The sequence below is a fragment of the Pseudopedobacter beijingensis genome (assembly GCF_042678145.1).
GTDB lineage: Bacteria > Bacteroidota > Bacteroidia > Sphingobacteriales > Sphingobacteriaceae > Pseudopedobacter > Pseudopedobacter beijingensis.
Map to the genome: position 1 here is coordinate 81816 of NZ_JBHUDG010000048.1, position 17405 is coordinate 99220.

Genomic DNA, 17405 nt, shown 5'->3' on the forward strand with positions numbered 1-17405 from the left:
TGATGCAACTTCGAACGTATGGGGGATAATCTCTTACGAGCTGTATGTAGCCGCGTTATGCTTTTGGCCTTTAGCTTTCAACGTTGCTTTTTATTCAATATTCAATACTGAAAATTCAGCATTATCTTTGTTCTCTATGGTTAAACTAAATTGTTTTAAGAAAATCATCGATACAGCCTAACTATCTCTAGCCATACTGTTTGGGAAAAAACATTAGCTTTGTAAACTATTAGTTACAAACCTAACGATGATATGACCGGTAGTTTTCGCCGTATCTTTTTGTTTTCTTTACTGTGTATGGGAATGGTATTTTCTATCCCAGTCCGATCAGATACTATGTCGGTAGATATTCTTAGTAAATTATCATTTGCTCCAATGGCCGGTCACAAAGAGTTGATGACTGCCCGGGATAATAAAGGTAATACCTGGGTAAAGGGAACAATTCCCCCCTCTTTATTAAATAGTTCTGTTATTCTGCATGTTCCAACAATACATATTGTAGATTACGATGTGTATGTTAATAAAGAAAACCGCTTTGTGCAGCTATTTAAGAATGTAAGTAGCACAGGTGCCGAACTTCGTGGTCGTTATCCATTGTATTACTTTAAAGCGAATGCTCCGGTTTATTATCTTAATATAAAAAGGGGGCATATTAATAAGCTAGATGTCCGTATTAATCAACCTCAGCAATTTATAAAACAAGAATCGGCTAATCTTGTGTGGAACAGCTTGTATTACGGACTGTCTGCAATGGCTGTTGTTTTTAATTTTATTCTTTATCTGATATTTAAGGACAAGCGTTTTATGATATACTCTTTTTTACAGATAAGCTTGTTTCTAATCTTTTTGTATGAGGACGGTATGTTTTACTACTTCTTAGGAGAAGAATGGGTGAAACCTTATTTTTTACTTTGGAACATTGCTATATGTGCTATACTTTCCGGAGTTTTCTCTTATTATTTTCTGGATTTGAAGAACAAGGTTCCCAATTTTAGAAAAATTGCGTTTCCTGTTATTGGAGCTATATTTTGTATGGTATTGATTTATATATGGACAGATATCCGGTTGTTTCGTAACCTGGCAAGTGTGCTTTTTTACTTATTACCCGGCATTTGTCTTTATCATGCTGTTAAAATTTTTAAAGAAGATGTATATGCCAGGTTTTTGGTACTTACCTTTGGTTTTATACTACTTGTGGGGGCTTTTTATACTTTAGGGAAGTTTATTAATTCTGGTTTTCTATCGCTTTTTGGAATTAATACGTTTAGGTTCGCAAGCGCATTGGAAATTTTCGGGATTAGTTTTGCGCTTATCTTTAAGGTAAAAGGCTTACAGGAGGAGAATGAGAAGTATAGAAATGAATTGAATACATATCTTCAGGAATTAGAACATCATCACCGCTCGGTAATAGTTGTAGGCAACGGGAATGAAGATCGTGTACAAGAGCAAAGTAAAAAAGGGTTAACTGAAGAACTTAGAATACAATATGAGCTGACCGAGAGAGAAATAGAGGTGTTACTTTGTATTTGGGAAGGATTAACAAATCAGGAAATTGCAGATAAACTGTTCATTACCGTAAGTACTACTAAATATCATATAAGCAACCTGTATCTCAAGCTTGATGTAAAAAACCGAAATCAGGTACAGGTATTGCGTAATGGTATTCTGTCCTAAAGTATAAAAATACTGTATAATAAAATAATAAGAGACTATCTCCTAGATTTGTATCAAGAAAATCTAGGAGATAGCCTCCGTATTAAGTTTTTTATTTTCTTATTACTTTCTTTATAACAGAACCTTCATTGCCACTAAAGTGTAGTAAATAGATTCCTGCAGGATAATTACCCAAAGAAACTTTCATACTGCTTTCATCCGGTTTTATCTGCACCTGCTGTAATACTTTCCCACTTAAATCTGTTACGGTTAACAGGTTGTATTTACTGTTGCTGAAAGAGATATTTACAACATCATCTGTAGGGTTGGGGTAAAGCTGAAGGCTCAAAGCGGTAAGCTCAAAGCTTACTATCCTTATGTCTAATTCGGTTTCTTTATTATCCAAATCTATTTGTACCAGTTTGTAATAATTGTTGCCGTTAAGCGGATTTTCATCATCGTAGTAATAGTTTTTTACCGCAGATGAATTTCCTGCTCCGGCTATTCTGGTAATTTCTGTGAAATGTTGTCCGTCATTGCTGCGATAAACGATAAACTCTTTGTTATTGCTCTCCGATGCGGTTTGCCATATTAATTTTGTTCTGTTTCCTTGTGCTGTTGCGGTAAAATCTGTTAAAGAAATAGGCATTGTACCGGTATTTAGCAATACTGATACATTTTCGTTTTGGTAATTGGCTGTAGCCATGTCGTTTTTACCGTCTCCGTTGAAATCGGCAATGATTATGGAATAAGGCTGGCCATTGGGAGTTACAGAAGGCTGAGTGGTGAAATTACCATTACCATCGTTTAATAAGACAGAGATTTTGTCATCTTCAACGTTACTCACTACAATATCGGCTTTGCCGTCTCCGTTCAGGTCTCCAATTGCCGGGGTTGTTGGGTAGCTACCCACATTATAGACTAATTGAGGGGCAAATGTTCCACCGCCATTGTTTAGGAATATGGATATGGTTTTATCATTTCGATTGCTCACTACCACATCATTCAGACCATCGCTATTCAAATCACCAACGGTTACATAATGAGCATAATCACCGGTTGGATAGGTGGTTTGAGGAGCAAATGTGCCATTTCCATTATTCAGCAGTACAGAAATGTTATTAAAATGGCCATTGGTTGCTATAATATCTGTATAGCCATCGTTGTTAAGATCTCCAACAGCCAGTTGCCTGCCACCGTTTACCGGATAGTTGGCAGGGGGGAGGAGGTCACCGTTGCCTTTATTTAATAATACTGATATTTGGGAATTACCATTATCAGCAATAATTACATCACCGTTGCCATCGTTATTGATGTCACTGATGCGTACCCCTATTAGGGTGCCGCTAACAGAATAGGAGGTTGAAGGGGTAAAAGCTCCGGATCCATCATTTAATAATATAAGCAGTTTATTGTTAAGTCGGTCTACTCCTACCATATCCGGGTGACCATCACCATTCAGATCCCCCGAATGGATATCATCTATCGAATTGCCGGATAGGTATAGTGTAGGAGCTCCATAAGTTCCGTCTCCATTGTTCAGCAGAATGAGGATGCCATTGTTGGGTGTTTCAGACCAATCTTGGTTTCCTACCGCCAAATCAGCATGGCCATCGCCATTGAAGTCGTTTGAAACGATATAACAGGAAAAACCATTTGTAGGATAATTGGTCTCTGTAAATAAAACCTGTGCCGATGCTGAAGATATTGTTAGCATGAAGATAATAAGATACAGGGATATGTTTGTCAATTTTTCAGGTCGGAGTGTTTTCATCATATGTGTTTTTATCAAAATATTGTGACAAATTTAGATGTATCAACTCTTACCTAACCTATACTTTTAGTCTAGTTCTGGCAAAAAAACGGTATGTAAACGGGGGAATTTTAAGTTTTCTTACCGGGCTTTATCAAAGTCTGTAATCCGTTAGTGGCAACTAATCAAAAAAATATTAGGTTTGTGTCTTTAAATTATCTTTGTAACTTCTAACTATGCCATTTTCCTTTATACGCTGGCTTATCTGCCTTTTCTGCATTTTTTTGTTGGGAGGAAAACTTTATGCACACTCTATAGATAAAACAATTTCTGCTACCATTTCTGATTTGAAATTTAGCTCTATTTATGGCAAAGAAGGGTTGTTGACAGCGGAGGATAAACAAGGTAACACCTGGATAAAAGGGAATATTCCGTTGTCTTTATTGCCCGGACCAGTGATATTTCAAATCTCAAATATGCAGATAGTTGACTATGATATGTATTTGCAGCAAGACGGACAGCTTATACAGCAGCAAAGAAATATAGATCTTAAAGGACATTCAATTCAGACACGTTATCCGGTTTTTTATTTTACAGCCACAGACAGCGTATATTATCTTAATATAAAAAAGCAGCCTATTCAGCGTATAGAGATTACAGTAGATGAACCGGGGAGATTTGTGAAGCAGGCGAATATTAATTTTATGGTTAATAGCCTGTACTACGGCTTAGCTATTATGTCCATTATCTTTAACGTAGTGCTTTACCTTATTTTTCGGGATAAACGTTTCTGGCTTTATTCTTTGCTGCAATTGTCTTTATTTCTGATCTTTTTCTACCAGGATGGCATGTTTTACTTTTTCACGAAAGGCAAGTGGGTCAGTCCTCATTTTTTACTCTGGAATATTGCCATCTGTGCTGTGCTTTCCGGAATATTTGCTTATTATTTTCTTGATCTGAAAAAGAAGGTACCTCGTTTTAGACAAATAGCCATACCTATTATTGTTGCTATTTTTTGCACAGTATTGGTGTACACGTGGACAGATATACAACTATTTCGTAACCTGGCCAGTGTGCTCTTTTATTTGCTGCCTGTTGTTTGTATATATCATGGTATACGGATGTTTAGAGAAGACGTTTATGCCCGGTTTTTAATACTAAGTTTTGGCTTTATTGCTCTTGTATCGGTTTTTTATACTTTAAACAATTATATTGATTCTCCCTTTCTGTCATTCTTTGACATGGATATGATTCGTTTTGCGAGTACGCTCGAAATAATCAGTATCAGTTTTGCTATTATTTATAAGGTGAGAACTCTGCAGGATGAGAATGAAAGATATAGAGAGGAACTGAATAGATATCTTCTCGAGCTGGAAGAACTTAAGAATGTCGGACATGCCTTTCAAAAAAATGACAGTAAAAAGCAAAGAATTGGCAATACGGAAATTATGCAGGAATTGAAACTGCAATACAACCTCACAGAAAGGGAAACAGAAGTACTGATGTGTATCTTTAATAGGTTGACCAATCAGGAAATCTCAGAAAAATTATTTATTTCGTTAAGTACTACAAAATATCACGTTGGTAATCTTTATTTGAAATTGGATGTTAAAAATCGTAAGGAGATACAGCAGGTGTTTTGTAACCAGGTTTGATGTTGAAAGGTAATCTATATAGCTATCATAAAAACAAATTGCGATTAAATGATAAAGAATTGAAAAATAAATAGGAATTTCGACACAGATTAGACTAAATAAAAATTATGAGCAGCCCACAACCAATAGGCGTTTTTGATTCAGGTATAGGAGGTTTAACAGTGGCAAGTGCCATCAGAAAAGTTCTTCCTAACGAAAAAATCATCTATTTTGGAGATACAGCTCATATGCCCTATGGAGATAAATCTCCGGAAGCAATAAAATACTATAGTCTTAAAATTGGTAAGTTTCTTCAGGAAAAAGGGTGTAAAGTAATTGTGATAGCTTGTAATACAGCTTCTTCATTAGGTTACGATGATTTAAAACAGTTTTTAGGAGACAGCGTACCTGTATTTAACGTAATAGATCCGGTAGTGAAATCAGTAGCCGAAAGTAGCGGTTATGAGAAAGTAGGGGTTATTGGTACCAAAGCTACTATAGGTTCGGGTGTTTATGCCCGAAAAATTAATGAGCTAAATCCCGAATTGAAAGTAAGGTCTCTGGCTACGCCATTATTGGCCCCCATGATAGAAGAAGGTTTCTTTGAAAATAATATCAGTCAGGCCGTAATTAATTCGTATCTATCCGCTCCCAAGCTTAAAAATATAAATGCTTTGATATTGGCCTGTACACATTATCCATTAATCAAAAAAGAAATAGAGAGTTTTTATGGTAATCAGGTAGATATCCTGAATACTGCATCAATAGTAGCAGATGATGTTAAAATGCGGTTGGAGCAATTGCAACTAACCAATAAAGAAACAGTGCCGTATAAAGACGAGTTCTATGTTTCTGATCTGACACCATCGTTTGAGTTGAGTACTAAACTTTTTTTTGGAGATAAAATTGATTTAATTCAAAAAAACATTTGGGATAAATAGCTTATTTAAAGCCAAAATAATTAAGTTTGCACAAAAGACGACTAATTTACTAGGAATTGAATTTTTACATCACATATATCATCGTTGGAGTAATCATTTTTGGTTTTATAGCCGTGTTTGCCTTATATGGAGGAGTTTATGGCGAGCGTAAAATCTCTGCTTTTATACAGGATAGGCTGGGGCCTATGGAAACAGGTAAATATGGTTTGTTACAAACAGTAGCCGATATCCTTAAACTTATCCAGAAAGAAGCAATTTATCCTACAGCAGTAGATAAGATATTGTTTATGGCTGCACCGGTTGTTATTTTCGTTGCAGTATTTCTTGGTTTTGTAGCTATGCCCTGGGCTCCGGATCTGGTTCCAATGGCCAGTAATATTGGGGTTTTTTATGTGTTTGCTATTATTTCTATAGAAGCATTAGGGATATTGATGGCTGGATGGGGGTCCAATAATAAATATAGTTTATTAGGGGCTGTACGTTCAGTAGCTCAGATAGTTTCTTACGAAATACCTATTGGTTTTGCCATTATATCTGCCGTAATGATGGCTCAGACGCTAGATTTACAGTTAATAGGAATTAATCAGGGCATTCTGGCAGAAGATACTATCAAGTTTTTTGGTTTTTGGGATGTATCAGATATAGGAGGCATTTTTGCATGGAATGTTTTTCAGGCACCCCATTTAATTGTGGCTTTTGTTATTTATTTCATTGCTTCGCTGGCAGAATGTAACCGGGCGCCTTTTGATATTCCGGAAGCAGAATCAGAGTTAGTGGCAGGTTTCCATACCGAATACAGTGGCGTGGGCTTTGCTTTTATATTTTTAGCAGAATATGCTATGATGTTTCTGGTATCTATGCTGGCAGCTACTCTGTTTTTGGGAGCATGGAATACGCCTCTACCTAATATCGGAGGATTAAGACTGGCAGATTATACTACCGGTGCCGTATGGGGGATTTTCTGGATTTTATCCAAATCTCTTTTATTAGTAGCGGTACAGATGTGGGTAAGATGGACTTTACCACGTTTCAGGGTAGATCAGTTGATGGAGTTTTGCTGGAAAATATTAACTCCACTCGCATTTTTGTGTTTGGTTATATCAGGTTTATGGAGGCTTTTATTATTCTGATATGATTGTAAAAAAAGCATATAATGGATTGAAGACTTCCTGGAAAGGGTTGCTTATTACTTTGAAGCACTTTTTTGGAGCAAGAAAATCCAAAAAACTTCCGGGAATTCAGGATCCTGATTATTTTGCAGAAGATACAGGTGTGGTAACCCTGCAATATCCGCATCAGAAATTGCCCATTCCGGAGGTCGGAAGATACCAGCTTCATGTCGAAATAGATGATTGTATAGTATGTGATTTATGCGCCAAAATATGTCCTGTAAATTGTATAGAGATAGAATCAATCAAAGCTACAGATGTTATAGGAAAAACTTCTGACGGCTCTGTAAAAAGGTTATATGCGCCCAAGTTTGATATTGACATGGCTAAATGTATGTATTGCGGGCTGTGTACCACAGTATGTCCAACAGAATGCATTACCATGACTAACCAATACGATAAAACTGTATGGCAAGTAGCAGACCTGAATTATGAGTTTGCCACCATGACAGAGGAAGAAGCAGAACAAAAAAGATTAGAGTTAGAAAAGCAGCAGGAAGAAAGAAGATTGGCGAAATTGGCTGCTGCAACAAAAAAAGAAGAGGATAAATAATTTATAGAATTGCGAAATATTAAGGAGCAGGGAAATTGTGAGCTATAGAATAAGCTCTTTGTCTCTTTAACATTCGCTAAGTAATACAAATGGAACAGATTGTATTTTACATATTGGCAGGGGTAGCATTGTTAAGTGCCCTGTATGTGGTTACCGGTCAAAACCTGGTACGGTCTGTATTTATGTTTTTTGTGACTTTGTTTGCCGTAGCAGGCTTGTATGTTTTTGCACTGGCAGATTTTGTAGCATTAACACAAATAGTGATATATGTAGGGGGAGTTTTGGTGATGTTACTATTTGTATTTATGCTTTCCACCAAAAATTCCTTAGAAGGTTTGAGTAGCCTGAAAAAAGATAAATTATCTGAAAATAGATTGCCAGCTACGGTGCTTTGCCTGGCTTTGGCGGGAATTTTAATATATGCTATACTGTCTGTTGATTTTGGTTCGTTAAGCTGGATACAATCAGCTATAGCCAGTGGCGATGTTAAACAACCAACAGATAACAATATCACCAACATAGGTGTTAACCTTATGAGCAGGTATTTACTACCGTTCGAGGTAATATCTATATTTTTAATGATGGTTTTAATAGGTGCAGCCCATTTAGCAAGAAAGGAAAATAATTTATGATAACATTATACCATTTCTTAATTGTAGGGGCGCTTCTTTTTACCATGGGGATGTATGCTGTTATCACCAGAAAAAATGCCATTCAAGTACTTATTGGTGTAGAATTAATGCTGAATGCCTCGATCCTGAATATGGTTGCTTTTGGCAAATTTGATAAAATACATAATACAGGGCAGCTTTTTGCATTGTTTATTATTGTTTTAGCGGCGGCTTCTGTAGCAGTAGGTCTGGTTATTATTTTAAATTTTTACAATAGGGCAAAAACAATTGACCCTAATAAAGCAAATACTTTAAGAGGATAATGGGAGACTTTTTAAATATTTCTGAACAACAGATAGTTTTTCTGGTCTTAGCCACCATATTGGCACCTTTGGCAGCTTTTGTTTTTTCTTTTTCATTCAGAAAAATTGCCATATTATCTTCTGTAATAGGTATATCCATTAGTTTAATTGCTTCCCTTATTCTTTTTTTAGGAGTTTGGAATACTGGTATTACCCATCACTTTACACAGCAATGGATTAATTTCTCGGGATTTAGAATAGATGCTGGTCTATTGGTAAACAAGCTTACCGTTATTATGCTGTTGCTGGTCAGCTTTATTGCTTTATTGGTAAACATATATTCTGTAGAATATATGCGCTATGATAAAGATAAACCTAAATATTTTGCCTATTTAAGTTTGTTCTGTTTTGCTATGCTGGCTCTGGTTTCGGCAGATAACCTGTTCCTTATTTATGCTTTTTGGGAATTGGTGGGTTTTGCTTCCTATTTATTAATAGGATTTTGGTTTACCAGGGAAACTGCGGCTCAGGCAAATAAAAAAGCTTTTATTATGAACCGTATTGGTGATGTGGGCTTTTTGGTAGGTATACTTATTGTATACAGTCAGTTCAGAACCTTAGATATCAATACGCTTTTTGGAGAAGGTAACTTAATAGCATCGTCTTTTATACATCAGTCCAGTTGGGTAACGCCATTTGCATCTATGCCAGATTATTGGTCAACTATAGCCGGTTTATGTTTTTTTGCCGGAGCCATAGCCAAGTCAGCGCAATTCCCGTTGCACACTTGGTTGCCAGATGCTATGGAAGGGCCAACGGCAGTATCTTCACTCATACACGCAGCAACAATGGTAGCGGCAGGTGTATTTCTGTTAATCAGGATAGAACCTTTGTTTAATCAGACAGTTTTGGTTACCATAGCGGCAATAGGTTTATTTACCGCATTTATGGCTGCAACCATAGCCCTTACTCAGAATGATATAAAAAGGGTACTTGCATTCTCTACCATTTCGCAATTAGGATTTATGATGCTGGGTATTGGTGTAGGGGATAGTGCGGCAGCATTATTCCATTTGGTTACCCATGCGTTTTTTAAATGTTTATTATTCTTATCTGCAGGAATCGTGATACACGAAATGCAGCATATTAAAGAGAAGCTGACTTTAGATTTTGATGCACAGGATATGAACAATATGGGGGGATTGAGGAAAAAAATGCCGCTGACATTTATTGTTTTTCTGCTTGCAGCTTTAGCTCTTGCCGGATTGCCTTTAACATCCGGGTACCTGTCTAAAGATACCATCTTATTAAGTGTTTTTGATTGGGGTAATGCTAAAGGCGGTATTTATTGGATATTTCCCCTATTTATTTCTATCACCTCATGGTTAACCTCTTTCTATATTTTTAGGGTAATATTCAAAGTATTTTATGGCGAATTCAGATTGCCGAAATTGCTGAATACAGCTATTCAGGTTCCAATTCATGATCCCTCTAATTGGATGAAAATTCCTGTAACTATATTGGCGGTTTTTTCTTTGTCTTTTTTCTTTGCCATTAACCCCCTAAATCCAGAAGAAGCATGGATTTATAAAGCATTTGCCAACCATCACGGTCAGGAAAGCATTTTTCATGTACTGGTACCGGTTTACATTAATATACTTAGTATAATCTTAATATATCTGGCTTATAGAGCCTATGCGCAAGGGAAATTGAAAATTGGTATGGAAGGCACATGGTTATATCGTTTTTCGTACAACCAATGGTATTTCAATCAGTTTTATCAAGTGACTTTTGTAGAGCTAACTATGATGAAGGCCAGGTTTTGGTACTGGTTTGATAAAACTTTAGTAGACGGATTTGTGAATCAATTAGGACGATTAACACTGACACTTTCTCTTATAGCAGATTGGGTCGACAGAAATATAGTAGATGGTTTGGTAAACTTCTCTGCACTAATAGTAGAGCGGTTGGGCATTTGGTTCAGGGCAGTACATAATGGCAAAATTCAGCATTATGTAGTATGGATGCTCTTGGTTTTTATTACGTTCTTCATTTTTCAAATGATATTTTAAAATGGGTTTATTATCAGTCATTGTTTTTCTTCCATTATTTTTAGGTATTGTTATTCTGGCATTACCTAAAAAAACCGAAAAAAGTTTTAAATATATTTCGATAGCAGTATCGTTATTGCAGTTGATTTTAGCTACCTACGCCTATTTCCATTTCAATGCGGAGGCTGCAGGAGTAAATCAGATAAATACTTATCAATGGGTAGAAAAAGCCGATTGGATCCGATTGAACGCAGGAAACTTTGGTACGCTGCAAATAGATTATTTTATAGGTGTAGACGGTTTTTCTATTGCACTGGTTTGGTTAACGGCCTTAGTGATGCTTATAGCCAGTTTATCATCATGGGAAATTACAAAAAACCAAAAAGGTTACTATGCTTTGTTATTGCTGTTGAATACAGCAACGGTGGGCGTGTTTTGTGCGTTAGATATTTTCCTGTTCTATGTTTTTTACGAGCTCATGTTGCTTCCTTTATACTTTTTGATAGGAATGTGGGGAGGGCCCAGAAGAGAATATGCTGCCATTAAATTCTTTTTATACACCCTTATAGGGTCTGTATTTATGCTTTTGGTAATTGCCGGATTGTATTTTTCAGTTATAGACCCTGAAACCGGGAACCACACTTTTAATATGGTGTATATGATGGATCAGGCGAATTATCAGGCAGATTCCATTTTCTCGTTGGTGGCTAATGCTCAAATTTTTGGTGTACCTGCCAGAATGCTTGCATTTATTGTGGTATTTATTGCATTTGCCATTAAAGTACCGGTATTCCCTTTCCATACCTGGTTACCCGACGCTCACGTAGAAGCACCAACTCCTATTTCCATAGTACTTGCAGGAATTTTGTTGAAAGTAGGAGGGTATGGAATTATCAGAATTGCTTATAGTATATTTCCAGAAGTAGCTGTATCCATGTCGTTTTGGGTAGGCCTTTTAGGTGTTATCTCCATTCTTTATGGAGCTATGGTTGCTTTAGCACAGACAGATTTGAAACGCCTTATAGCCTATTCATCAGTATCGCACATGGGGTTTGTGTTATTGGGTTTAGCTTCTTTAACGCCAGAGGGAATTAGCGGCGCAATGATGCAAATGATTTCTCACGGATTTTTATCCGTAATGATGTTCTTTGCCGTAGGCGTTATTTATTCCAGAGTTCATGATAGGTATATTTATAACTTTAGAGGATTGGCTTCGCACATGCCCAAATTAACCTTCTTTGTAACTATCGCTTTCTTTGCATCTTTGGGCTTACCCGGTTTCTCTGCCTTTATAGCGGAGGTATTTACGCTAATAGGAGCGTTTAAATCTGAAAGTGTCAATGGTTTTATTCCAAGGTGGATGGCCGTTGGTGGAGCTTTAGGTATTTTACTGGGAGCAGCTTATTTACTTTGGACGCTACAAAGAATGTTCTTCGGGTCGTTGCGTTTAAAAGAAGAGTCATGGTATAAAGCTTTAACAGATATTAATGTGAGGGAGATTTTAACCTTTACACCATTAGCAGTTTTAGCACTTTTATTGGGTTTAATGCCCTCATTGGTTTTTGATGTAATCAACTCATCGGTAAACCAGTTTATTACAATGTTCAGATAATGATGCAGGCTTTCGATATATCAGTATTAATTCAAAATATACTAGACTCCGTACCGTTTCTATTACCGGAGTTTGCTCTGGTATTGGGTTTTTTGAGTGTTATACTTGTAGATCTGTTTATCAAAAAGTCAGAGAAAATTGTGCTGACCTTAACGTTCTTAGCCCTACTTTTTTCATTAATAACATTAGTTTTTCAGTATCCCCAAATTCCCGAACAAGGTCTAAACCTGTTCAATAATATGTTTTTGCTAAGTAAGAAATCTGTTCTTCTGAAAGGTTTGACATTATTGGGAGGCTTGCTGTCTTTAGTTTTTTTTAATCAGGATGCAAGGTTAAAAATACATAAAAAAGGAATTAACGACTTTTATTCTATTTATCTGGCGTCAGTATTATCTGCATTGATACTCATCTCGGCCTCCAATCTATTAATGGCATTTATTGCTATAGAAATGCTTTCATTAAGCTCATACCTTATTGTATCGTATACCGCAGAACAATCCAGACAAATGGAATCAGGGTTAAAATACATGTTGTTTGGAGTGACCAGTTCTGCCATTATGTTGTACGGTATTAGTTTTTTATATGGGTTTAGCGGATCTATAAGTCTGGCAGACCAAAGTATAGCCAATGGTTTAGTAGAAGTTTCTTCAACAGCAAGATTGCTGGTACTCATGTTTTTTGTAGCAGGAATAGCATTTAAATTATCGGCAGTTCCATTTCATTTCTGGGCACCCGATGTATATGAAGCAGCACCAACTTCGGTAACATCATACCTGTCTACCATACCAAAGGTAGCTGTTTTTGGCTGGCTGTTGAGTATTAATAACATGCTCCATTTAAGCAATAGCTATTATTTAGAGATTATTTTTGCACTCTCCTTATTTACATTGATTGTGGGGAATGTAATGGCGGTATTTCAAAAAGATATCAAAAGACTATTGTCATACTCTGCCATAGGTCATTCTGGTTTTATTTTAATGATATTTGTGCTTCCCGAAGCAGATGTTTTCCATTCTTTGTTTTATTATTTGTTAGTGTATGTGGTTACCAATATAGGTGCATTTGCAGTGGTAAATAATTATGAATGTATTTATGGAATAGCTACTTTAGAAAATATTAAGGGAAAAGGGAAAAATACTGTTGTGGCTTCTGCCGTATTTGTGGTTTTTCTGGTTTCCTTAATAGGTTTGCCACCAACCGGAGGTTTTGTCGCTAAGTTTATTGTATTCTCGGAACTTATTAGTCAGTTAAACCATAAATATTATGCAGTTTTATTGATAGTAGCAGTTTTAACTACGGTTATATCTTTGTTTTACTACTTTAAAATACCGTTGAATCTTTTCTTGAGGAAAAGTGAAACAGAAGATATCCCTGTGTCAGTAAATAAACAATTACTGATTTTACCTGTACTGCTTGGTATTGTAGTTTTAATATTAGGTTTATTCCCTGCATGGATTAAATTTTTCTAATGACTTTGTTTTTTTGCAATAGAAAAATAACTGAAGCTAACTTAAAACAATTCTTTTGGATTAATTTCCAGTGCTTCTGCTATTTTTAAAATAGTAGTTAGTTTCGGGTTTATTTTACCGGTTTCTATTCTGTATATCTGAGAAAGTTCTATTTCAGCAATATTAGCAAGCATTTCCATAGAAAGCTTTCTCTCTTTTCTTATCAGTCTAACCTTGTTACCAAAGGATTTAATTGCATCTTTTTCGCTAGATATAGGCATACTCAAAGTTGGAGTAGCTTTATATATAATTTTTAGGCATTTATGCCTAAAAATTATATATTTGTTTTTTATTCTTATTTAAAAAACCATAACCAAATGAAGAGAAACTATAACTTAAAGATTAAAAAATCAATCTTTGCAGCTTTATTAGCTGTATTAACTTTAAATGCTTGTCAAAAGGAAGCGTCAGAAGGACCTCAGGGAGAAAAAGGAGAACAGGGTATTGCTGGTGCAGACGGTTCAACGCTTTTAAGTGGAAATGGTGAGCCCACCGTTTCGCTAGGTAAAACAGGCGATTATTACCTGGATAAAACTGCAGTAACTATTTATGGACCGAAAACTTCGGCAGGTTGGGGAGAAGCTACCAGTCTGAAAGGAGGTACAGATGGCAAAGACGGAGCAAATGGCACCAATGGAAAAGATGGTTCTAAAATTTTGAGTGGGACAGATGTTCCTGCTCTATCTTTAGGTGCAGAAGGAGATTTCTATTTTGATACACAAAATGTTGCCATTTATGGGCCTAAAACCTCAACAGGGTGGGGAAATCCGGTAAGTTTAAAAGCTCAAGCTAATGGGGTTACGGTGTTGTTGTATAAAAATCATGCTTTTCAAAGTGTGGTGAGGAATGAGTATGGAAATTTTGAAGTAGAATCTATAATACCTATAGATGCCAAATATCATGAGGTATGTGAAAACGGAATGGTTATAGCTCAAGTCAGAAAATCGGATGATGCAAATGCGGGTTGGGGTAATGGTCTATATTACGAATATTCGACTGATAACAGTTTGTATTTATATTATGATATATCGATAGACGATTTTAATAAAATAAAAAATCAAATCAAGGTTTCAGGGAGTTTTTATCAGAATATATCGGAATCAGAAGTTAAAGCATTTAAAATAGACATTAAAATTATTCTCATTCCCGCAACAACGGTAGAAGTTATGTCCTCCAAAAAGATAAATACTAAAGATTTAAAAGCAGTGTCTAAGTATTTGGGGTTATAAAAGGCCTCACCCTGTGAGTGTTTATTGCAAAGGCAAATTACTACTGTCCCTCTCCGAAAGAGAGGGACGTTTTTGTTTCTGTGGTAATATGTTTTATGAGGGGGAATTTGTTTTTCTTGTTGGAAAGGTAAAAGCACAGCTCTTTGTTTCCCTCTCTTTTGGAGAGAAAAGTACAAAAGCAGACCCGCTCGCAGGTGAGGCTCCTACCGTATCTCCCTCTGTCACATTCCTCTTACAAACAAATGTGACGATTCTGACGTTTTTCCTTTTGCAATTATAATGTAATTCCTAATTTTGTGAGCTTATTAACAAGCTTCAATGAGCGATTCTATAAAACACGAGTGCGGCATAGCATTTATACGCCTACTAAAACCATTATCATATTATCAGGAAAAATATGGAACATCGTTATATGGCCTAAATAAGCTGTATTTATTGATGGAAAAGCAACATAACCGTGGGCAGGATGGAGCGGGTATTGCTACTATTAAGTTAAATGTTAAGCCAGGTCATAGGTATATCAGTCGTTACCGTTCTATGGAAAGGAACGCTGTACAGGATATCTTTACCTATGTAATGAAGAAATTTAGTGCAGTAGAGAAGGAAAATCCCGAATTATTGAAAGATGCACAATGGCTGAAAGATAACATTAGTTTTACGGGAGAAGTATTGTTAGGACATCTGCGTTACGGAACGCATGGAAAAAACAGTATAGAAGCCTGTCACCCGTTTTTACGCCAAAATAACTGGATGTCGCGTAATCTGGTTGTAGCAGGAAACTTTAACATGACCAATGTTGACGAACTGTTACAGCAATTGTATGACCTTGGTCAGCATCCTAAAGAACAAGCCGATACTGTAACTGTATTAGAGAAAATCGGACACTTTTTGGATAATGAAAATCAGGAGCTGTTCGATAAATTTAAGAAAGAAGGATACGATAACGTAGAAATATCTCAAAAAATAGCAGACAATCTGGATGTACTTAAAATCTTGAGACGCTCTGCAAAAACATGGGACGGAGGTTATACCATGTCTGGTATCTTTGGCCATGGCGATGCTTTTGTGATGAGAGATCCGGCGGGTATTCGTCCAGCGTTTTATTATCAGGACGATGAGGTGTTGGTAGCAGCATCAGAACGTCCGGCAATACAAACCGCATTCAACGTTAAAATTGGACAGGTAAAAGAAATTAAACCGGGACATGCTTTAATCATTAAAAAAGACGGAACTATTACCGAAGAAATGTTTCGCGAACCTTTAGAGAAAAAAGCCTGTTCTTTCGAAAGGATTTATTTCTCGAGAGGCAGTGATGCTTCCATCTATCAGGAAAGAAAAAATCTTGGTAAACTATTAACTCCAACCATTTTAGATCATGTAAACCATGATTTGGAAAAAACGGTATTTACCTATATCCCTAATACGGCAGAAGTTTCTTTTTACGGTTTAATGGAAGGCTTACATGCCTACAACCGTCACAGACAAAAAGAAGCATTGTTAAATAACGGTAATTTAACAGAAGAAGAACTGGATAAAATCCTTAATCTGGCACCCAGGGTAGAAAAACTGGCTATTAAAGATGCTAAACTGCGCACATTTATTACGCAGGATGCCGATCGTGGCGATATGGTGTCTCACGTTTACGATACTACTTATGGATTAATCAGAAGAGATATAGATACTTTGGTGGCTATAGACGACTCCATTGTGCGAGGAACTACATTAAAACAAAGTATTTTGAGGATTTTTGACAGGTTAGGTCCGGTTAAAATTATCATCGTTTCATCAGCACCTCAAATTCGTTATCCAGATTGTTATGGTATAGATATGAGCCGAATGGGCGAGTTTATAGCTTTTGAAGCAGCCATTACCATGTTGCGTGAAAGAGGTATGGGACATGTTATAGAAGAAGTTTATGAGAAGTGTAAAGCGCAGGTAGGGTTAGATAAAAGTGAGATAGTAAACTATGTGAAAGATATTTATGCTCCTTTTACAGATGAAGAAATCTCTCGTAAAATTGCCGAAATAATTACACCTAAAGGAATGGGGGCTAAAGTAGAACTCATTTATCAAACTTTGGATAACTTACATCAGGCCTGTCCGGATCATAAAGGAGATTGGTATTTCTCTGGAGATTATCCGACACCGGGTGGAAATAGAGTAGTCAATAAAGCATTTATGAACTGGGTTGAAGGAAAGAACGCCAGAGCATACATGTAGTAAAAATATCGTAATCAGAAAAATAGAAAAGCCGGTAAGCGAAAGTTTATCGGTTTTTTCTTTTGAAAGGACCAGATTAAAAAACTGTAATCTTTAAGAGAGATTAATTCATTGTTCCTCCTCGTAATGAACAAAATAGGAGTGTCATTGTAAGCCTGTGAAGCAATCT

At 36.4% G+C, this 17405-nt stretch carries 14 protein-coding genes; 12 read left to right on the plus strand and 2 right to left on the minus strand.

Going from position 1 to position 17405, the window contains the following annotated elements:
• Positions 1-336 precede the first annotated feature (336 nt).
• On the plus strand, positions 337-1674 hold the full coding sequence (locus ACFSAH_RS16800; RefSeq protein ID WP_379663903.1) for a 7TM diverse intracellular signaling domain-containing protein: 1338 nt from the start codon (positions 337-339) through the stop codon (positions 1672-1674).
• A gap of 91 nt (positions 1675-1765) precedes the next feature.
• On the opposite strand, the gene ACFSAH_RS16805 is transcribed toward ACFSAH_RS16800, so the two are convergent.
• Entirely contained in the window at positions 1766-3370 is a 1605-nt protein-coding gene (locus ACFSAH_RS16805) for a T9SS type A sorting domain-containing protein (RefSeq protein ID WP_379663904.1), read from the minus strand.
• A 272-nt stretch (positions 3371-3642) separates the two neighbouring features.
• On the opposite strand from ACFSAH_RS16805, the gene ACFSAH_RS16810 reads away from it, so the two are divergent.
• From ACFSAH_RS16810 to ACFSAH_RS16850, 9 genes are all read left to right on the plus strand, one after another.
• Entirely contained in the window at positions 3643-5061 is a 1419-nt protein-coding gene (locus tag ACFSAH_RS16810; RefSeq protein ID WP_379663905.1) for a 7TM diverse intracellular signaling domain-containing protein, read from the plus strand.
• A 107-nt stretch (positions 5062-5168) separates the two neighbouring features.
• Positions 5169-5981 (plus strand): glutamate racemase, encoded by an 813-nt coding sequence (gene murI, locus ACFSAH_RS16815; RefSeq protein ID WP_379663906.1) that lies wholly within the window; start codon positions 5169-5171, stop codon positions 5979-5981.
• A gap of 56 nt (positions 5982-6037) precedes the next feature.
• Entirely contained in the window at positions 6038-7111 is a 1074-nt protein-coding gene (locus tag ACFSAH_RS16820; protein ID WP_379663907.1) for a complex I subunit 1/NuoH family protein, read from the plus strand.
• A 1-nt stretch (position 7112) separates the two neighbouring features.
• The gene (locus ACFSAH_RS16825; protein WP_379663908.1) at positions 7113-7703 is read left to right on the plus strand and encodes a NuoI/complex I 23 kDa subunit family protein; all 591 of its coding nucleotides are present in this window, start codon (positions 7113-7115) and stop codon (positions 7701-7703) included.
• 89 nt (positions 7704-7792) lie between these two features.
• On the plus strand, positions 7793-8335 hold the full coding sequence (locus ACFSAH_RS16830; RefSeq protein WP_379663909.1) for an NADH-quinone oxidoreductase subunit J family protein: 543 nt from the start codon (positions 7793-7795) through the stop codon (positions 8333-8335).
• Positions 8332-8637, plus strand: a complete 306-nt coding sequence (nuoK, locus tag ACFSAH_RS16835) for an NADH-quinone oxidoreductase subunit NuoK (RefSeq protein ID WP_379663910.1) — start codon at positions 8332-8334, stop codon at positions 8635-8637. Before ACFSAH_RS16830 ends, nuoK begins: the two co-directional genes overlap by 4 nt.
• Positions 8637-10688, plus strand: a complete 2052-nt coding sequence (nuoL, locus tag ACFSAH_RS16840; RefSeq protein WP_379663911.1) for an NADH-quinone oxidoreductase subunit L — start codon at positions 8637-8639, stop codon at positions 10686-10688. Before nuoK ends, nuoL begins: the two co-directional genes overlap by 1 nt.
• Before the next feature lies 1 nt (position 10689).
• The gene (locus ACFSAH_RS16845; protein WP_379663912.1) at positions 10690-12279 is read left to right on the plus strand and encodes a complex I subunit 4 family protein; all 1590 of its coding nucleotides are present in this window, start codon (positions 10690-10692) and stop codon (positions 12277-12279) included.
• Positions 12279-13748, plus strand: coding sequence for an NADH-quinone oxidoreductase subunit N (locus ACFSAH_RS16850; RefSeq protein WP_379663913.1), 1470 nt, complete (start codon positions 12279-12281; stop codon positions 13746-13748). The genes ACFSAH_RS16845 and ACFSAH_RS16850 overlap by 1 nt, the downstream gene beginning before the upstream one ends.
• A gap of 41 nt (positions 13749-13789) precedes the next feature.
• Here ACFSAH_RS16850 and ACFSAH_RS16855 read toward each other — a convergent pair whose 3' ends face one another.
• Positions 13790-14008 carry a helix-turn-helix domain-containing protein gene (locus ACFSAH_RS16855; protein WP_379663914.1) on the minus strand — a complete coding sequence of 73 codons (219 nt, stop codon included), beginning with the start codon at positions 14006-14008 and terminating at the stop codon, positions 13790-13792.
• 96 nt (positions 14009-14104) lie between these two features.
• On the opposite strand from ACFSAH_RS16855, the gene ACFSAH_RS16860 reads away from it, so the two are divergent.
• Positions 14105-15016, plus strand: a complete 912-nt coding sequence (locus tag ACFSAH_RS16860; protein WP_379663915.1) for a hypothetical protein — start codon at positions 14105-14107, stop codon at positions 15014-15016.
• 318 nt (positions 15017-15334) lie between these two features.
• Positions 15335-17236, plus strand: coding sequence for an amidophosphoribosyltransferase (locus ACFSAH_RS16865; RefSeq protein WP_379663916.1), 1902 nt, complete (start codon positions 15335-15337; stop codon positions 17234-17236).
• Positions 17237-17405 lie beyond the last annotated feature (169 nt).

Coding starts and splice junctions, on each gene's coding strand:
- nuoK (WP_379663910.1), top strand. CDS start 8,332: ATGATAACATTATACCATTTCTTAATTGTAGGGGCGCTTCTTTTTACC.
- ACFSAH_RS16865 (WP_379663916.1), top strand. CDS start 15,335: ATGAGCGATTCTATAAAACACGAGTGCGGCATAGCATTTATACGCCTA.
- murI (WP_379663906.1), top strand. CDS start 5,169: ATGAGCAGCCCACAACCAATAGGCGTTTTTGATTCAGGTATAGGAGGT.
- ACFSAH_RS16825 (WP_379663908.1), top strand. CDS start 7,113: ATGATTGTAAAAAAAGCATATAATGGATTGAAGACTTCCTGGAAAGGG.
- ACFSAH_RS16850 (WP_379663913.1), top strand. CDS start 12,279: ATGATGCAGGCTTTCGATATATCAGTATTAATTCAAAATATACTAGAC.
- ACFSAH_RS16810 (WP_379663905.1), top strand. CDS start 3,643: ATGCCATTTTCCTTTATACGCTGGCTTATCTGCCTTTTCTGCATTTTT.
- ACFSAH_RS16855 (WP_379663914.1), bottom strand. CDS start 14,008: ATGCCTATATCTAGCGAAAAAGATGCAATTAAATCCTTTGGTAACAAG.
- ACFSAH_RS16860 (WP_379663915.1), top strand. CDS start 14,105: ATGAAGAGAAACTATAACTTAAAGATTAAAAAATCAATCTTTGCAGCT.
- ACFSAH_RS16845 (WP_379663912.1), top strand. CDS start 10,690: ATGGGTTTATTATCAGTCATTGTTTTTCTTCCATTATTTTTAGGTATT.
- ACFSAH_RS16800 (WP_379663903.1), top strand. CDS start 337: ATGTCGGTAGATATTCTTAGTAAATTATCATTTGCTCCAATGGCCGGT.
- ACFSAH_RS16830 (WP_379663909.1), top strand. CDS start 7,793: ATGGAACAGATTGTATTTTACATATTGGCAGGGGTAGCATTGTTAAGT.
- ACFSAH_RS16805 (WP_379663904.1), bottom strand. CDS start 3,370: ATGCTAACAATATCTTCAGCATCGGCACAGGTTTTATTTACAGAGACC.
- nuoL (WP_379663911.1), top strand. CDS start 8,637: ATGGGAGACTTTTTAAATATTTCTGAACAACAGATAGTTTTTCTGGTC.